The following is an 18,053-nucleotide window of genomic DNA, read 5'->3' as shown; positions in this document are numbered from 1 at the left end:
GTCACGTCCAATGTTCAAATAGATAGATTGTACCGACGATAACGACACCACCAAATGCTTCGCGTGTCCGGATCGGAATGAGCGTTGGTAAACCCCCCTCGTCATCGTCTGTAGGCTCACCGCTGTCCGATCCAGGTTCGACCGCACTTACCACGCCGCTAGTTCCATTACCTGATTCGGGCGTATTAGTGTCAGAAGAGTTGTCTACCGTGGATTCGTCGCTGTCTTCAGCCACTTCATCATCCGCAGTGGTCTCTTGTGGTGTGCTGATCACTGGGCTGACTGAACGGGTGTATTGTCCATTCTCGTATGTGACAAGGATATTAACAACTGTTTCTTCGGGAACTGCTGTAAGCTGCTGATCGAATTCAACAGCGGCCGTCGTTAGCCCGGCATCGTAGACGCGAGTGATATCAAGCCGCTTACCAGACCGTGTGTCGATCGTCTCAATCGTTACTCGACTAACCTGTGCCTTAGAAACGTTGCCGACAACATGTACTGTCTCAGTTGTCGTGTTGGTCGTGTTTTCTGTGAGAATCACTTGCGGAGTTGGATCGTACTCAACGGTAAATATCCGTTCTTGGACGTTACCAGTAGCGTCCTCAGCAACAAGTCGAAACTCGTTGTCGTCGTTATCATTGAACAGGTTGACTTCCGTGTCAAGTGTGTAAGAGAGTCGCTCTCGGTCCGGCTCAGGGCCGCTACTGGTCAACAGGACCTGTGACGCGTTGTTGCTAGTACGGTTAATCGCCACCCGATCAAGTTTTGTCTCATCGCTGATCTCTCCGCGGATGCGAACCGAATCAGTGTAGCTCTTGTCTGGTGCTTTGAGGGAAATGTTAGGATCGGTTGCATCGTCAACCATGAGATCAAATGAGTCTGTGTTTGTACGGCCGTTTGTATCGGTGTATCGGGCGACAATTTCATTTTTCCCGTTACCCAGCAGCAGGTCTTGTAAAAACGAGTCACCGGGATCGGTGATGCGATAGAGTTTACGATCTGTCTGGTTGCCTTCATCTTCGGTTTCGACGACATGAGTGCGTTCAATCTGGATTCGATCGACCTCCGAGACTGTATGGAGATCTCCGGCGAGCGTTACCTGACCACTCGAGACGTTCGTTTCATTTTCAGGTCCACCTAGAACGGTTGTAGAAAACGGTGAGGTGTACCGTACCCGTGGGGCAGCGGTATTTTTCGTCAGCGTCGTCTTGAACGTGGAGACGCTGTCTCCGCGTGCGATCACCTCGACTGTATTCTCGTTCGGGTCGAGAGAAAGCGGGACAGCCTGCTCGAACGATCGGGTGTCAGGACGGTATGAGTTACGGATCTCGCCGTTCACACGTATTTCGATCAGATTGATTGGGTCGGCTGACTCAACGCTGACGTTCGCTGTTGGATCCTCCAAGACGACACGTTCTCCGCTATTGGCGAGCGGCTCGCCATTAACCGTCACGTTGGTTGTCGTCGCCTGTGCGGCCCCCATCCCGACGCCAGTACCTACGAGTACAAGACAGAGGATAACACCGATTCCGATACGGAGCGGTACGTTCGAAACTGCTGTGTCTAGGATCATGGAATGGATCGCTGGATCGGGACACTAGTCGCGTCCGATCAAGCTGTATATTGCGTTAGATTTCCCGTCAGCACTTGGCTGTAGTGATCTAGATATTAGAGTCGATAATTTGGCAGTGAGAGAAAGCCAACAACCGAGTACGTGAACGACGAGATTTTTGCCCTTGAAACCCTGACGATAAGTGATTCTGAGATGGCAGAGCACACCGACGAAGCGATTATGGAAGCAACGTATCAGGCCCTTTGTAAACACGGCTATCCAGCAACCAGCATCTCCAAAATCACTGATGAGTTCAGTAAAAGTACGTCGTTACTGTACTACCATTATGAGGATAAGGAAAATCTGTTGGAGGATCTCTTGTGCCATCTTTTGGACCAGCTTGAAGACCAATTAGTGGATCTTGACCAAGAGGGTCCTTACGACTACCTCATGGCAGTTATTGACCAACTGCTCCCAACTCAAGTGGACAATAACCAGTTTCGATTCCAGCGAGCTCTCCTTGAGCTTCGGTCACAGGCACCTCACATTGATGCTTATCACAAGCAATTTCAGCGACTCGACGAGCTCGTACTCTCTGAGTTTACAACTACTATTGAAACCGGGATAGAACGAGGGCTGTTTCGAGAAATCGATCCAGAACAGACGGCTGTATTCATGTATTCGACAGTATACGGGGCACTCGAACGTGGGGTCTCACTTGAAGATGCCAGTCTCCTGCAACAGAACCGGCAAACTCTTGAAGAGTACGTCAGGTCAAATATGCTCGTCGAGGAGTAAGGACTTGTTTTTTTTATTCACGGGGCGCTTTGATGAGGGTGTGCAACTCCGATTTGCCCTCCACCAAACGATGCCATACAGAGTGAGCGGTCATCTTCTCCCGATGCTACGTCAGGTCGATTCCGATCAGATATTACCATTATGAGGACTCGACAACTCCTCTCGACTGGTCTCGCAGTACTTCTGCTTGCAAGTGTAATGGTCGGTGGTGCAACCGTTGCTTCTGCCCAACAATCGGCTGTTAATGTGTCGGTGGAGTCCTCACTAGATGAACCGGTTGTCGGTGAGTCGGTCACGTTCAATGTCACCGTGACAAATCAAGCAGGAAGTGGCGGTGTTGTCGATGTCTCAAGTATCATGCTTCGAACGAACGAAGAACACTATGAGCGCATTGAAGATGTCGGCTCACTCGCACCTGGTGGGAGCCTGACTGTTCAAATGACGACGACGTTTGAAGAAGCTGGACAGAAGAATCTCAGAGCACATGTCTCTGCGGGACGCCAGTCAGGCGGAAATCTCCGTGCATATTACACTCCTGTGACCGTTGATGTTCAAGAGCTCGATATCAACGGCGGGCTTTCAACAACCACAAATGATTCTGATGAGACCACCGTCACGTTCACTAACTACGGGAATGTCAAACTCTCCGACGTTGAAATAGCTGCGGCAACGGACGATGAGGTACGTGACCGTAGAAATGCTCTCGACGTTGGTCCCGCCGAGGCTGATTCAGTAACCTTCGAGACTGATAACTACGAGACAGACACAGTCACCTTTACTGTAGCGTATACCGCTCGCGGTGAGCGGTACGAAACAACTCGTACCGTTACTCTCAACCGACAGGTTACCGGTGAGATTCGACTGACCGGTCTAGAAGTGACAGAAACCGGGGCAGCCACATCGATTGAGGGAGAGGCAGCAAACATCGGCGGTACTGACGTTGAGTCCGTTCTCGTCAGTATCCCCGACACAGACGGAATATCACCTGTTGGCGGTTCTGGTGAGTACTTCGTTGGTTCCGTCGACGCCAGTGAATTTGCGACGTTCGAACTCACAGCAAACGTTGAGAGTGACACGGTCCCGATCGAGATCGCCTATATCGTCGATAACAATCGTGTAACGACGACACAGACGATCGATGTGTCGTCGATTACCACAACCACTGGGGCGGCCGCGCAGAATCAACCAGAAGCTACCGCTGATGGAGATCGACAGGGTTCGTCCGGACTGCCAGTAATCCCGATTGTTGTTGGGGTGTTGCTTATTGTCAGTCTTGGTGCTGCCGGACTTTATCTGTGGAATCGAGAATGAGCGTCATTCAGCTCGATGGAGTGGTCAAACGCTACGATACCGGGGCTGAAATCATTGAGGCGTTGAAGGATGTCGACTTTCATGCCGACCGTGGTGAGATGGTTGTTGTGACCGGGCCGTCGGGGAGCGGCAAAAGCACGATGCTCAACATGATCGGTCTCTTAGACACGCCAACTGAGGGAGAAATCTACCTCGATGGGCGTACTGTCACCGATTTTGACGAAGACGAGCGAACAGAGGAGCGCCGGTCGCAGCTCGGATTTGTCTTCCAAAACTTTCATTTACTGCCAATGCTCACGGCAGAGGAGAACGTTGAGTTACCATCGATGTGGGATACAGACGTCGACCGCCGAGAGCGCGCTGTCGATTTGTTGGAACGAGTCGGCCTTGGCGATCGACTTACCCATACGCCTGATGAGCTGTCTGGCGGGCAACAGCAGCGAGTCGCAATTGCGCGATCGCTTATCAACGAACCCGATATTCTCCTTGCAGACGAACCAACCGGCAATCTCGATCAAGACACCGGGAAAACCGTGCTTGACGAGATCACCCGGCTCAAAAGAGAAGAGAACATCGCGGTTGTCTCGATCACCCACGATGAACAATTAGTGGAGTATGCAGATCGTGTTGTCCGTATTGTTGATGGGGTAGTCCAGTAATGGGTCTCGTGAGTGTTCTACGGCGGTTTCCCAGCGTGCTCATGGCATGGCGAAATCTTGGGCGGAACCGGACTCGAACCGCTCTCGCGGTGCTTGGCATCGTAATTGGAGTGATCGCGATTGCGTCGCTCGGGATGGCTGGTGTAGCACTTGAACAACAGGCGACAGCAAGTCTAGGTGGTCTCACAGACGAGGCGAGCGTCTCGCCTGGTGACGATATCGAAACGGACGGTATTACAGATCAACAGGTGGATACAATCCAGGATATCGCGTCTGGTACGACAGTCATCCCACAAAAAACGAATCGCACAGAGCTTACTGCGCGGAATGGTGAAGCGGCGAACGTTCAGGTGACAGGTGTGACAAACGCAGCACCCCTGTACGATATTGCAGTTGGTGATGAGCCTTCGCGTCTTGAAACGGGAGCTCTCATTTCTGAATCCACTACACGGACACTGGGACTTGAAATGGGTGACCCTATCGAGTACGAGGGACAAATTTTTCGTGTTCGTGGATTCATCGCTTCAGATAGTGGGTTTGGTCCAGATGGGGGTGGCGAACTTGTGCTCCCAGTATCAGCGCTCAATGAGCAGGAGTATTACACCACTGTCACCATTATCGCAGAAGACGGTGATTCTGCGACTGAAGCGGCAAACGCGATCGAGGATCACTTCAATGATGAGGATGACGAGATTCTCAGTGTGACTACTTACGGGAATGTTCAAGAAAATATCACGTCGTTTACTGATACGTTGGAACTTGCGCTTCTCGGGATTGGCTCGATCTCACTGTTTGTGGCGAGTGTCGCTATTTTGAACGTCATGTTGATGAGCACTATTGAGCGGCGTGGAGAAATCGGAGTGTTGCGTGCTGTGGGTGTACGCCGGGGCGAAGTGCTTCGTATGATCCTTACCGAAGCTGCTTTCTTGGGTGCAGTCGGTGGTATCGTAGGTGCTGCTGGATCCCTTGCCGTCGGATTAGTAATCTTTCATCTGTTAGTTGGTGATCCCGTACTGGCCTTGGCGTGGTCAAGTTCGAAATATTTGCTGTACGGATTTGTGTTTGCGCTTGTCGCAAGCACTCTTAGCGGGATCTATCCCGCGTGGAAGGCCGCTAACGAATCGCCAGTAGATGCTCTCCGAGGCTAGTCAAGGGAGATCTTTGTACTGCGTACTACAGTCCGGACAAGTTCGGATGTCGAACACGTTATCCGGATCGTTCTTTGTCTTTAGCACCTGCTCGCAGTCGGCACAGGTGAGGCGCTCGTACGTGTCTTTGAACAGGTCACCGTCACGGAGTCCTTTTCGTGTGGATTTCATATACCCGTGACTTTCACTTGAACGAATAAAAACCGGCACTGTCAAGCTAAGCCAGTTTGAGAAGTGAGCAGTTCATTGGTTTTGGAGTCTATGCTCAACCAAAACTGCTCACTGAGACGCTTGAGACGGAGAATGTTGAATGTTGGGAGCGTGAGCGGCGTAGTGTTCAGATAAGCGGACATCCGTCTTTAGTTAAGCCTGATAGTAATACTCGCTTGTAGTATCATGTCTAGTAGTATTGGAAAGTACTAATTGAGCGAGCCAGACACCGTACCCACCGAAACCAAGCAATAAAGCAACCCTAGAAACACGGTTTTCTCGCCGTAGCGGGAGTAAATCGACAGAATCCGAGCGGAAACTTGGCCCAGGTCGTATTACTGAGAATATTAAATAAAGACAGATGATGCGTACACTCTCGGAACACAAACGGTGGGGTTGACGAGCAGACCACGAGGAATGAGATCCCGTGCCGCATTAGTATTCTTAGTGGGGCTACACGCTAGACACGAATGGTCGACACTCAAACAGTTTGTCTACTTCACACTACGCTCGAAGTGTGACCCCCCCACCCCGGATTGTAAGTGTTCTCACGACTGTTAGGGTCCTTGGGGGACATACTGCCCAGTAATGTGTTATATAAAACCGGGTAGTAGATCCATTCAGACACCCCAGACTGTAAGTGTAAACGTACACTTAGGGGCTGAATTATGTGAAAATCATAGCTTTAGCTATACCCTAGTATGCTGCTGCTACCCATAACTATATATTGTATAATATAAACGGAAGTAGATCGGACAACAAGACAGTGAATTAACCAAATTAACACATTACATTCGTGTAGAACCGGCCCCACCGTTTCGACTTATGGAACACTTACAATCCGGGGTGGGGGTGTTGAAGGCAGGTAGGAACAGATACAACACTTACAACACTTACAAGATGGGGTTTCAAGTACGTTGCCTAACACGACATGATATGGACTCGCCATTCAAGGGCGCAAACGATATCTTTCAGACGAAGGAACCCTTTGAAGAGGCATATCATCCTGAAGAGATCCTTGAACGGGACGAGGAGATCGAGACGTTTGCTGCAGCTTTACAAGACGTACTTGATGGCTTCGGACCACCTAACGTGTTTATTTACGGCCAGACCGGTGTCGGGAAAACCGCAACGACTCATAAGGTAACTGAGTATCTTGAGGCTGACGCCATAGAGGCCGGAGTGAACCTTACTGTCTTTAGCATCAACTGTAATAAGCGAGATACGACCTACAAAGTCATCACCCACCTCGCCAACGAACTCTACTCAGAAAAGACGTTCAAGCAAGGTCATCACCCAGATACACTCTGGGATCGTATCTATACCGCGCTCGACGAACTTAGGGGGAGTGTTCTTGTTGTCCTCGACGAGATCGACAAGCTCGGCGAAGATGAGGAGCTCCTCTATGAATTCCCTCGAGCGAATGCGATGGGCGAACTTGAGCACGCAAAGGTAGGTATTATCGGCATTAGCAATAATTTCAAATTCCGCGAGAGTCTTTCTCCCCGAGTCAAATCTACACTAACCGAACGAGAGATTCAGTTCTCGCCGTATGACGCAGATGAACTCCGAACGATCTTGGACTACTACGCAGATTTAGTTTTTTATGAGAACGTGATTAGTGACGATGTTGTTCCCTTGTGCGCAGCTTTCACCGCCCAAGACACAGGTGATGCTCGAATGGGACTCGATCTTTTGGAAACCGCTGGCGACATAGCTCGTCACGAGGACGCTGACCAAGTTGTTGAAGAACACGTTCGGATCGCTCGCTCGCAAGTAGACCGGGCGAACACTGAGCGGATCGTTACTAATCGCTTGACTGTCCAAATGCAAACTGTGTTGGTTGCAACGACGTTTCTTGATGTCGACCAGAGTGCGGACGCAAAAGTCAAAACCATCTATTCGTTCTATAAAGACCTCTGCAATCGCCTCGATATCGATGTGCTTTCTGAATCCCGTGTGCGGGATCATCTAGACACGCTTGATATGTTTGGACTTCTCGAAACGGAAGAAGTGAATCTCGGTCGTCGTGGCGGGCGGTCGTATATTTATTCGATTGTGGATGAGCCACGGGTCGTCATCGAGACGCTCTACAATATGGACCGCTTCGAAAATCTCTTCGGTGACAGCGCCGAGGAGTTCCTAGACACGTATGAGGCAGACACACGCAGCGATATTCAGACAAAGCTCGGTCTGTAAGCTACAGATACACTTACAATCTGGAGGGCGAACTACCAGTCAAACAGTTACAATTGGGAGTGTGTAGCGACCGTGAACACTTACAATATGGGGGGTCGCCACTCGGTAGAACACTTACAATCGGGGGTGTGTAGCGACCGTGAACACTTACAATATGGGGGGTCGCCACTCGGTAGAACACTTACAATCGGGGGTGTGTACGAGATCCTGTTCGAGATACGCGCGTTCTCTTCAGCACACACCAGATTAGCATCTCAGAGAACCGTAAAACGCGAGATTTAGGTACTGTGGGTAGTTTATACTCGTGATACTTGATGATCGAGATTCCTGATTCACTTCGCTCTGTATTCAGTGCTCAACTCGAAGAGCGTGATGGGTCATATGTCGTCGATATCCCGACGAGTGAAATCGAACATGACGCGCTCGTTGTCGATGAAACATACCGCGTCGCGATCTTGGCGTCAGAATCCTCGACAGGCCAGAAAACTCAGCAAGAGCAACACCAATCGACTGCCCAAGAAACGACTCCGACATCGGACGATCCTCCCGTAGATGAAGGTGAGGTCCGCGACGTGACGATCGAGACGACTGGTGACCAGAGCGACGGCATCGCGAAGGTTGAACGCGGCTACGTCGTGATCGTCTCTGGCGGGCAACCAGGTGATGAGCCGACGGTCGAGATCGAGCAGGTCCAAGCAAACGTCGCGTTCGCCAGTATCGTCAAACCCGACTCACGGGCGCTGTAACGTCGATTTATCACCGACCGCCTGTAGGGTCGGTGCCGTTGAGATTCTACCCGGCTCGACTCACGCTTACTCACTGCCTGGTTTCCCGACGTACTCCGATTTCATCGTCCCATTCTCACGATAGTAGCGATAGAGATACGGTCCGTGCATATCTGCGGGCTTTCCGCTGGCGCATTTACAGCTGTCGTCGCCACAGGTGACTTTCTCTTTGACGACCGTTCCGTTCTCCGAATTGTCGGGCTCCTCGACAGGCTCGGCTGTCTCGGGAAGCTCGTCGGTGTCGACCGACCGGTCGCGATACTCAATGAGCGCCTCGATGTAGCTGTGTATCTCTTGGAGTGTCTCCGTATCCTGTTTCGGGAGCCCCTCCGCGAGATACTTCGGGAGCGAGGTGGGTGGCGACGGCTGCTCCATACCTTATGTAACAACTGGGCCCACTTTAGCGCTCGGCTGATACATAAGGCATTGAACCCGCTCGATCAACTGTGAGTTTTTCAGCGATCACTCGAGATCGTAGGCCGCGATCTCGCGAGAGCCACACTGTGGACATTCATCGACGTCCTCCTCGACGCTGTATCCACAGTGACGGCATTCGTGGTGCGTTGTCGATAGCGGCTCAGGTCTGACGATCTGCTGGATGAACTGTTTACTGAGCATTGATGGGATCGACGATTTCGCCACAGCCGGGGCATTCGGCCCACACGCCCGGTTGACCGCTAGCTGTTTCATACTCGATTATCGCGTGTCGATCAGTAACTGTCTCACCGCAGAATGAGCAGGTGCCACGGACCGTCTCTGGATTATTAGGGGTCATTTTCACGACCTCGGGAGCTCTTTTCAGGGGGAGAGGGAGCGTGTGACACTGTTTTAGAGCTGGTTCGGTCGGTGAGACCGACTCAGCTTTGCTCCCTCACCTTGAGGTTACAGACCCTGTGACTTATACTTCGGGCGAGCGGGGCGAAAGTACTACTTTAAAAAAATCAGCGTGACCGCGGGTCGCAAGTAGCCATCGCGTAGTTGTGATCTGTGACGAAGGTAAAGACTGAGCTATTCTATCGACATGCTGCTCTACATCTCGCGGTATTTCGCTCACGATGAGTTCTTCATCCATGTGGTGGCTGTAGATTTTTCATCTTAAAATCCGACTGAGCGACAAACTGCCCGGCCAGTTCAGCCAACTTCTGGGTTCGCTAGATATCGGCCAGATTCTGCTTACAGAGCGGTAGCCAGTCACTAGTCTGGAACGCATCAACAGCTTCGGCGCTATCGTCAAACGGGTCGCACGTCTCCTCACCAACAAGGCCGGTGTGATCTTATGTATTGAACCGGTCAACTGCTTGTACCATACATGGATTAGTCAGCACAATGTGTTCTGTGGTAAAAGATAGCGTTCGGTTTCCTCTGCCCCACATCTTACTTTACACTCTCATGGCATAGCGGATTTCTATCTGGTTAACACAGCAGATTATCGGTGTTTCTAAGCCTTCTATCCCGTTTCTAACGAGGTGTTATATGATATTACGAGATCGTAATATCTAACATCTAATTAGTTGTTAGATTGTGATGAGACGGTACTCAGATGGAATTGAACAAGACTGACCAGCTGATTTTAGCAAAGCTTAGAGAGGGGCGGTGTACTCCCCGATATTTATCAGATGAACTTGACCGGAACCAGTCGTATGTGAGTCAGCGGCTACGACATCTACAGGATGAAGGACACGTTGATCGCGTCCATCGAGGGTTGTACCGTAGTGCTGCTGTCGACTCATCTCACGTTTCAGCTGAGGATCTGGTAGAATCACATGAGCCAGCGGAGTTAGTGTCCTCAGTTGCCAACTGTAGTCAGAACGATGCTACTACTAATGAAGTGTTCCCAAAGAAATCATCACTATCGATCGAACTCGGCACCGATGATATCCCAACCGTAGTTACACGTGTCTGTCAATCTGGAACGAGCGAAGAGCAACAAGTCTTGGAGTCCATCTTTCGCGATATTTTGTGGACACTCATTCAGGATGGCCAGATAACGGACAAGGAACTGCGCGCAGAGGTAAACCGCCTAACTGATATTGATGTCGTCGGTTTTCGTGATATTCACCAATATAAGACTAAGATCACGAACCGACTTACAAGCCATCCCCAGATTAGCTTGAAACGTAACTTACCGTCGCAGGAGATAATCTATACTGGCGAATCACCTGTTCTCCGTATCTAATGACAGATCACGTTCAGAATGAAAGTGACTGTGGTGAAAGAGACACTCAGTCTGATTAATATAGATGCCGTCGGGCCGGACATACAGACAAACAACACGCTCGCTCCACACCGGCCCACTCCTGAATCCACTAGCAGTCCCAGCCATCTCCCACACGACTCCTGAAATACGCACGTCGCACCCTCGACGCAAAACTATCAAGAGACTCTGCTCAGACCCTACGCCTACCGGCCGTCGACGTACGAGAAGCCTGTCCAGTACTTGCCTATCACCATCAGAGCTCTCAAAATCGGACTCGCATCTGTGAGAGCGACATCATCGAGCCTCTGTTTCGACCCAGCGAGATGCGAGCAGTATCTGCTACCGATTCCCCCGCTTCAGCGACTTCCAACGCGAAAATAGAGCACGACCCCCGACCCTTGACGCAAGATCCACGCACGAATATAACACAACCCTCCAACACAGTATTCGGTACAGGCTACACCAGTACTGGCCCTATGGCTCTCAGCCGTCGAACGCCACCTAGCGCCAGCACACTCAGACGCCACGAGTCCTACAAACTTCGGTATTGTTTTCACTGTGATCACCAGCCCACCAGTGGTACCACTACCAACTATCTCATCATATCTCATATGTTTTGAGCAAAAGAACTGGGCTGTAATGACAAGACGGCAGCGGGTTTGATTGGGATGATTCATGAAATACCTAATGACAAGACTGCGGCGGGATTAGTGGGGGTACATCATGAAGCGATTCTGAATTCTACTAGTAGAGCTAGAATGCTATCATGACAAGACGGGAGTGGGATTTGCCGGGTATTTCATGAAATGCGTAATGACAAGACTGTGGCGGGGTTGGTTGGGTACTTCATGAAGTGATTTTAGATCGCGCGATCATCAGCCAAAACCCCATAATGACAAGACGGGAGTCGGATTCGTCGGGTACTTCATGAAATGCGTAATGACAGGATGGCAGCGGGATTGGCTGGGGTGCTTCATGAAGTTATTCTACCCCTTGCGATCTCCAATTGACACCCCCATAATGACAAGACAGCAGCCGAATTCGGGACATATTTCATTAATTAGGTACCTAGATTGTCAGATCATCTAATGACAGGACGGCAGCCGGATTAGGGGGTGTATTCATGAAGTCAGCTTGGACCAAACTGTCTACACACGTTCAGCCATACAACGAGAGAGCTTTAGACAAGCTATTAACGAATCTCTAATTGTCACACATGTTCAGCTGAATTCACACAATTAGGGTTCAGGGGAGATGAAGTTTAGTGGATAGTCGCGTAGCGAAGGAATCAGGCCGGAGCCAAAAAATGGAGACGGAAAAACAGGAAAAGCACAGCGGGGCAAAGCGAAGACTATCTATTTTTTGATACTAGATGGAACCCTGAGCAAGCGGCGCGGAGATGGAGAGGAACAGTAGTTGCGTACCGACCACTAGCAATGACAGAGACAGATAGAATGTCGAAGACCGAACCGAACTGGACAGCACCGAAGCGAAGAGACCAGTGGCAAAATCGAACTGACGACTACAACACCGGCAACGCAAACTGAGGTGGACGCAACGACGATCGGGAAGCTACAACACCAGATCGATAGCCCTACCAGACGAACAACAGATGGCGAGCACAGCTGTACTGAAGGCGAGACCAGCACTCGGACAGTGATCCGAGCAGAATGAGGGCAACCGGTCTACGGGAGAGGTCTGGCTAACCGGTGATCGTGATCGGCCACCAACTGGAAGAGACGATGAGCGGGACAAAGAGCCAACTACTGATCGGCAACACCACGATTCGAACGGCGACTAGCACTGGGGATCTACCTCAACACGATACAGACTGAGCTGGCCGGGCAGGGACCTGCCGACAACCAGCTCTAAACAGTGGCAGCGAGTAGCACCGATAGCTCCTGCGAGTTACCAATGCGACCTGAGAAGGGTATGAAAACTACCGATGACGGTACCCTAAGGGGCTGCCCCGTGTCGATGGACGTGTATTTCCATCTCTTTGAGGCGACTTCTGATGACGACTACGCCGAAGTGGACTGGGAACAGGCAGTTCCTTGAACTGATCCAGCTGAACGAATTGCGACGACTGATTCAGACTCGTCTGAGTCTGTTGAGGCTGAAGCAGGGGCTCTCATCGCAGACATTGAAGACTCTCACCTAGAGTGGTGATGCCGGGTCTCTGGTCAACTACTCCCTACTCGCTCAGGGCTGACGCCTACTCGCTTCGTACGGCACTGACGAGCTCCTCACTGATCTGAATCCTCATATCAACCCGACTCGCTCAGTAACACGCTCCAAGAGACAATCTCTGTGAGATATTCAATTTTATCACAATATTGCAGATTCTTTCTGTGCCCTATTCGCCTGTATATCGGGTATTCCTAACACGCTTGTGTGTGATATACACCTTCCAATTTCATCATAAAAGCTAAAATATCTGTGGATATCCCCGAAAAGTTTCATATGATGCGCAGTCGCACCTCTCAATTGTGCAACGTCACTCACAAGAATTTGACCCCTCGGACAACGCACCTGACGAGCGCGATACTATAGGTCAAGGAGAGAAATCTGTCGAAGAGAAGTTTAATGAAATAAAATCCAGTCAAGAGTACACCCAGATCACACCCGTCCGAGAAGAAGTGAACTCGGACACAGTAACACGAGAACTCTACGGGCTCCATCGATATGGGACAGGCCGGAAACTCCCGCTCGACATGGAACTCCACATCGACAGCATCGACGGCGTCTCCAACTTTGAGTTCATCATCTACAAGCCAAAAGATGAAGCCCAGTTCCAGTTCTTCCTTGGGCCTGGCGAGCGCGGCGACACGAACTGCGATCGGCTCGAAAGTATGACCCGCTCACAGTACCCCGAAAACTTCGAGTTCGACCGAAAGGAGTTCGACATCACCGACGTCTTCGAAGAGACGCCGCACATGGTCCGGTACGAAGGCGTCGAAGAGCGGCGGAAAGACTGGATGACTCTCCTCACCCGCTACGACACTGAAACATCTACCCGGTCGACTCTCTCTAACCTACTTGAGAGCATTATCCAGACCGACGACGCAGTCCTCTTCCAAGTTGTCTTCGAGCCGCGCTCAGACTGGTCGCCGAAGGCGCAGCGACAGAAGGGACGCCTCAAACGCGGTGTTCATACATTAGGTGGAGAGTTCTTCAGAGCCGTGCGTGACGCCGTTTCCGACATCTCCAACGAAGAGAAGCAACAGCGGTACCGCGGAAACACGCCCGAAGAGATCGGTGGGACCATCATGGACTCCCAGGTTGACGGGCAGCGGGCTGGGCAGAGCCGGATGGGACAGATCGACATGAAAAACCCCAGCCACACCTACAACGTCTCAATCCGAGCCGCAGCCCAAACCGAACGCACCGCAAAGAATCTCCAAGACTCTCTCAGCCACATTAGCGGGAAGTTCTACGGGATCGAGGGAAAATACCTCGGTAATGATGAATATGAGTTCCAGCGAATGCAACACCACGGGATCACCTACCCATACGGGTTCGATATGATGACCCGTCGGAAGTCGATGCTCGTCTGTAACGTCGACGAGCTCGCGAACTTCATTACCGTCCCATCGATCGACGCGCTCCCGAAAGCGAGCCGGGGTGGAACGGGCGGGAAACCCAAAGCACAGTCGGCGCTCACCTCCCCCAACGAGGAAGTCTTCAGGGAGTTCTCCAACGGGATGACCATCGGTCACGCGGTCACAGCCCTCCGGGACGACACCGAGAACACCAATGAGATCAGCGCCATCGACAGCGTGAATCAATGGTGGGACGAGATCAACGAACGCGACGCGCTCGCCCTCTCCGCCGGCGACCTCACCCACCACTACGTCCGGGCGGCAACCACTGGGAGCGGGAAGACTGTCGCTACGCTCAACGACATGCTCACCACCCACGACCAACTCCACGGCCCGACAATCCTCGTCGATCCCAAGGGTGGAGAGATGTGTCGCAACTACCTACGGTGTCACCGCACGCTCTTCGGCGACCTCGACGACGTCGAGTACATCAAAGTCCCCGAGGAAGACGGCAACATCCCCGGCATCCCCTTCTTCGATCTGCGACCGCTCACGCGCTCGGCTGGCCGCGAACGTGAAACAGCCATCCAAGATATCATCGATCACTACTTCCAGCTGTTGAGGTTCGTCCTCGGCCGAGATACGGTTGACCAAGCCTTTGTCGCGAACGAAATCCTCACCAACCTGATCAAGGGGCTCTTCGACGAGAAAAACGGCTCCGACTACTTCACCGTCGGTGACCTCTTGGACGCAGCCCAAGAGTTCCAACACTACGGTCGGTCCATCGAAAACCTCGAAGACGCAAGCCAAGAGCAGATCGACCAGGCTCTCCCCCCGATCGAAGACGAACAGGTCCGGGGCTCCCTCGAGTCGCACCTTGAGAAAGAAGAGCGGCAGTTCATGAACACAACCGACGCGGTTCTCAACCGAATTCGAAAGCTCAAGGAACGCGACTTCATCTGGGACATGCTCTCCTTCGAGGTTCCTGAGGAACACTGGAACGACGCGAAAGACTGGTACGATCGGTCAGAGGTCCCCATGCTGGACCTGAAGACCATCCTCAACGGGAACAAAGTCCTCCTGATGGACACCGGAAACCTCCGCGGGGAAAGCAGCGAAGTCTTCACCGTCCTGTTCCTCTCGCACCTCTGGACCTCGGTCCAGTCACTGTGGACACCCAGTGGCGACGACTACATCGCCAACGTGATCATCGAAGAGTCCGCGAACATCGCCCGCAACGAGATCGTCTACAACGAACTCCTCCCCAAAGGCCGCGAGTTCAACCTCTCACTCGGACTCATCATGCAGTACCCCGAGCAGGTACTCGGCGAAGACCCACGCAGCAACCGTCGGGCGTACCAAGAGATCCTCAACAACGTCAACACGAAGATCATCGGGAACATCGCCACCGACGACATGCTGGCGAACTCCCTGTTCCACGAGGACTTAGATACAGATGAAATCAAAGATCGCATTGCTGGCCTCCGGCGTGGAGAATGGATCGTCCAGCTTCCATCTACGGGCTTCCACAAACAGAAACCAGAGATCCTCACGCTGAAGCCACTCCCGATCCCACCAGGACATAGTGAAGGCCCCTTCGACGTCTCCCCGAAATCCGAATTCGTGCGGGAGCGCAGCCGGGACCTTCACACCCTCAACCGAGACAGTGAGTTCATCAACTCAACTGCTGGCGCAAACTTCAGCAGCTCTGATGACGAAGAGGATGACGACATAGACGACGCAAGCGAAGCCACAGACGATGACGGAACACTCACAGCAGAACAGAAGGCACTCCTGAAAACCATCTTCGACGCTCTTGATGGGGAGGTGGAGTTGTACGATCTCAGCCAACCGATGACCAAGCTTCACAACAGCGAGTACGCCAGCGACCTCGAGGATCAAGGCTTGGTTGAGAAGGTAGCTATCGGCCAGAACAAAGTCTACTACATCCCAACGAAAGAAGGAGAACTCCTCGCCGACGGGAAGTCTCTCTCCCCAGACGAAGGTGGTGAACTCGGTAACGAAAGCCCAGAGCATCACCTTGGCGTCCGACTCTCTGCGGCATACCACGACCAGCAGAGGTTCGACATCACACTCTACGGGGACATCAATGGAGGGAAAAACAAGACGGACACCTTCGCGAAGCCGACGAAGCACTCACCCAGCGACCGCAACAAGCTTATCGAAGTCGAAACGAGCCCCGAAAAGAAACAGCACGTCCTCGACGACTACGAGGCACTCAAGGAGGGGTATGGTGATGCGATCTGGGTCGTTGAAAGCCATGAAGACGCAGTAACCCTCCTTGAGAAACTTAGCGAAAGAGTTGATGACCTACCCACTGGGCATAACCATCGTAGTGTAGAAAAGCTAAATAAGGAGCTTGGAAAGCCCGGCGTCAAAGAAATTCACACATTAAACTCTCTCCGCAAAGACCTCGAGTAGACTCATTTTTGAGCCACCTCTACGTCCCCTTACCTCTCTCCTACAACTGACTTCTTGAGAAAATAACATACTGTCTTCGACTGAACGTAGCTCTGTAGCATATCGGAAGAAGCTACTGCCAGCGAAGACTCAGACACGAACAATCCACTAGACAACCCAGACAGCCAACCCAATACTAACGCTAGCAAGGAAAAAGATACAGCAGAGATGGTCCCTCCCGAAGACGATGCTTCGCCCGAACTGGTCATCGACGACGTCGCTGAATCTCTCACCAATGAAGGCCACGATGTCTACCGCGGACGCGAGTTCATCACAATCCGAGAAGATGGCTAACTCGCACCGAACTCTACGGTTGTCGAGCAGTATCTTGAGGACACCGAAGCGATGATGCTCGCCTACAATGAGGATGACAACGAGATCATCCTCGTCCCCCTCGAACAGAGATTCGACCGGCGAGATGTCTACAACTACCAACCCGGAGGGATGATCACAGGGCGGAAATTCTTCAAAGAATACGGAATTGAGCGTGACGAAACGGTCCGCTACCACTCGGAGTGGGATGAAGACATCGGCGGCGACCATGTTGATGGCGGCTTCCGAGTCGACCTTGATCAAGACGGAGAAGTCGTAAATACAGATGCGTCTAAAGCCGACAGCACCCCCGTCGAGTCTGAAGCTGCCGACTAACAACTCTCACACGACCACCAGAACCTGGCCGTAATCACAACGTTGCCACCCCCTGACCCTCTATTTGTTTCTCTCCAGAACCCAATCTACTGGAGACACTAGCACCGACGATCCCCAACTAATCACTGCCTGAAGCAAGACAAACAGCAGGCTCGCCCCACCCCGACCCACTCCTGAATACACTAGCAGCCCCAGCAATCTCCCACACGACTCCTGACCCACGCACGTCTCACTCTCGACGCAAAACCATCAGATGCCTCTCCTCAGGCTCACCATCTACTGACCGTCGACGTACAAGAAGTGTGTCCTGTACTCGCTCATCACCATCGAAGACCTCAAAGTCGGAATCGCACTTCCGAGAGCGATATCATCGAGTCGCCGTTTCGACATAGCGAGATGCGAGCAGTATCTGCTACCGATTCCCCCGCTTCAGCGACTTCCAACGCGAAAATAGAACTTGATTCCCCGACCGTCGACGCAAAAATGACTCACGAATGGACTGTGACCCCCCGACCGCCGACGC

The 18,053-nt window shown here is 51.9% G+C and carries 15 protein-coding genes; 11 read left to right on the top strand and 4 right to left on the bottom strand.

The features are described from left to right. Window position 1: 1 nt before the first annotated feature. Window positions 2–1,573: a hypothetical protein gene (locus BN903_RS10975; protein WP_195155785.1), complete on the bottom strand. Its 1,572-nt coding sequence runs from the start codon at window positions 1,571–1,573 to the stop codon at window positions 2–4. A 141-nt stretch (window positions 1,574–1,714) separates the two neighbouring features. Here BN903_RS10975 and BN903_RS10970 point away from each other — a divergent pair, with 141 nt between their 5' ends. The 4 genes from BN903_RS10970 (at window position 1,715) to BN903_RS10955 (ending at window position 5,468) form a co-directional block, all read left to right on the top strand. After that, window positions 1,715–2,350 (top strand): TetR/AcrR family transcriptional regulator, encoded by a 636-nt coding sequence (locus BN903_RS10970; protein WP_228841085.1) that lies wholly within the window; start codon window positions 1,715–1,717, stop codon window positions 2,348–2,350. 198 nt (window positions 2,351–2,548) lie between these two features. Then, window positions 2,549–3,661, top strand: coding sequence for a CARDB domain-containing protein (locus BN903_RS10965; RefSeq protein ID WP_048077770.1), 1,113 nt, complete (start codon window positions 2,549–2,551; stop codon window positions 3,659–3,661). Next, on the top strand, window positions 3,658–4,320 hold the full coding sequence (locus BN903_RS10960) for an ABC transporter ATP-binding protein (protein WP_048077769.1): 663 nt from the start codon (window positions 3,658–3,660) through the stop codon (window positions 4,318–4,320). The genes BN903_RS10965 and BN903_RS10960 overlap by 4 nt, the downstream gene beginning before the upstream one ends. Continuing rightward, window positions 4,320–5,468 (top strand): ABC transporter permease, encoded by a 1,149-nt coding sequence (locus tag BN903_RS10955; RefSeq protein WP_048077768.1) that lies wholly within the window; start codon window positions 4,320–4,322, stop codon window positions 5,466–5,468. Before BN903_RS10960 ends, BN903_RS10955 begins: the two co-directional genes overlap by 1 nt. Here BN903_RS10955 and BN903_RS17510 read toward each other — a convergent pair whose 3' ends face one another. Beyond that, window positions 5,469–5,639, bottom strand: a complete 171-nt coding sequence (locus BN903_RS17510; protein ID WP_195155784.1) for an HVO_0758 family zinc finger protein — start codon at window positions 5,637–5,639, stop codon at window positions 5,469–5,471. It lies immediately after the preceding gene. A gap of 975 nt (window positions 5,640–6,614) precedes the next feature. Here BN903_RS17510 and BN903_RS10950 point away from each other — a divergent pair. Next, window positions 6,615–7,877 carry a Cdc6/Cdc18 family protein gene (locus tag BN903_RS10950; protein ID WP_048077767.1) on the top strand — a complete coding sequence of 421 codons (1,263 nt, stop codon included), beginning with the start codon at window positions 6,615–6,617 and terminating at the stop codon, window positions 7,875–7,877. A 314-nt stretch (window positions 7,878–8,191) separates the two neighbouring features. Further along, a complete protein-coding gene (locus BN903_RS10945) occupies window positions 8,192–8,623 on the top strand; it encodes a TRAM domain-containing protein (RefSeq protein ID WP_048077766.1) in 432 nt (143 codons plus the stop codon). A gap of 66 nt (window positions 8,624–8,689) precedes the next feature. On the opposite strand, the gene BN903_RS10940 is transcribed toward BN903_RS10945, so the two are convergent. Beyond that, on the bottom strand, window positions 8,690–9,037 hold the full coding sequence (locus BN903_RS10940; RefSeq protein ID WP_048077765.1) for a DUF6788 family protein: 348 nt from the start codon (window positions 9,035–9,037) through the stop codon (window positions 8,690–8,692). Between the two features lie 87 nt (window positions 9,038–9,124). Further along, window positions 9,125–9,352 (bottom strand): hypothetical protein, encoded by a 228-nt coding sequence (locus tag BN903_RS17505; RefSeq protein ID WP_195155789.1) that lies wholly within the window; start codon window positions 9,350–9,352, stop codon window positions 9,125–9,127. A 1,519-nt stretch (window positions 9,353–10,871) separates the two neighbouring features. On the opposite strand from BN903_RS17505, the gene BN903_RS18335 reads away from it, so the two are divergent. From BN903_RS18335 to BN903_RS16870, 5 genes are all read left to right on the top strand, one after another. Then, window positions 10,872–11,003 (top strand): hypothetical protein, encoded by a 132-nt coding sequence (locus BN903_RS18335; RefSeq protein WP_255331285.1) that lies wholly within the window; start codon window positions 10,872–10,874, stop codon window positions 11,001–11,003. A gap of 1,788 nt (window positions 11,004–12,791) precedes the next feature. Further along, window positions 12,792–12,917 (top strand): hypothetical protein, encoded by a 126-nt coding sequence (locus BN903_RS18330; protein ID WP_255331284.1) that lies wholly within the window; start codon window positions 12,792–12,794, stop codon window positions 12,915–12,917. Between the two features lie 431 nt (window positions 12,918–13,348). Continuing rightward, window positions 13,349–16,843, top strand: a complete 3,495-nt coding sequence (locus tag BN903_RS10930; protein ID WP_228841084.1) for an ATP-binding protein — start codon at window positions 13,349–13,351, stop codon at window positions 16,841–16,843. 207 nt (window positions 16,844–17,050) lie between these two features. Then, complete coding sequence (locus tag BN903_RS18325) at window positions 17,051–17,176, top strand: hypothetical protein (protein ID WP_255331283.1); 126 nt, start codon at window positions 17,051–17,053, stop codon at window positions 17,174–17,176. A 51-nt stretch (window positions 17,177–17,227) separates the two neighbouring features. Further along, entirely contained in the window at window positions 17,228–17,530 is a 303-nt protein-coding gene (locus BN903_RS16870; protein WP_154018122.1) for a hypothetical protein, read from the top strand. Window positions 17,531–18,053 lie beyond the last annotated feature (523 nt).

It is taken from the genome of Halorubrum sp. AJ67 (assembly GCF_000513435.1).
The sequence above is the reverse complement of the archived record's forward strand: the minus strand, read 5'-3'. Positions and strand labels throughout refer to the sequence as shown.

Coding starts and splice junctions, on each gene's coding strand:
- BN903_RS10945 (WP_048077766.1), top strand. CDS start 8,192: ATGATCGAGATTCCTGATTCACTTCGCTCTGTATTCAGTGCTCAACTC.
- BN903_RS17505 (WP_195155789.1), bottom strand. CDS start 9,352: ATGAAACAGCTAGCGGTCAACCGGGCGTGTGGGCCGAATGCCCCGGCT.
- BN903_RS10960 (WP_048077769.1), top strand. CDS start 3,658: ATGAGCGTCATTCAGCTCGATGGAGTGGTCAAACGCTACGATACCGGG.
- BN903_RS18325 (WP_255331283.1), top strand. CDS start 17,051: ATGGTCCCTCCCGAAGACGATGCTTCGCCCGAACTGGTCATCGACGAC.
- BN903_RS16870 (WP_154018122.1), top strand. CDS start 17,228: ATGATGCTCGCCTACAATGAGGATGACAACGAGATCATCCTCGTCCCC.
- BN903_RS10950 (WP_048077767.1), top strand. CDS start 6,615: ATGGACTCGCCATTCAAGGGCGCAAACGATATCTTTCAGACGAAGGAA.
- BN903_RS10975 (WP_195155785.1), bottom strand. CDS start 1,573: ATGATCCTAGACACAGCAGTTTCGAACGTACCGCTCCGTATCGGAATC.
- BN903_RS10965 (WP_048077770.1), top strand. CDS start 2,549: ATGGTCGGTGGTGCAACCGTTGCTTCTGCCCAACAATCGGCTGTTAAT.
- BN903_RS18330 (WP_255331284.1), top strand. CDS start 12,792: ATGAAAACTACCGATGACGGTACCCTAAGGGGCTGCCCCGTGTCGATG.
- BN903_RS10955 (WP_048077768.1), top strand. CDS start 4,320: ATGGGTCTCGTGAGTGTTCTACGGCGGTTTCCCAGCGTGCTCATGGCA.
- BN903_RS10940 (WP_048077765.1), bottom strand. CDS start 9,037: ATGGAGCAGCCGTCGCCACCCACCTCGCTCCCGAAGTATCTCGCGGAG.
- BN903_RS17510 (WP_195155784.1), bottom strand. CDS start 5,639: ATGAAATCCACACGAAAAGGACTCCGTGACGGTGACCTGTTCAAAGAC.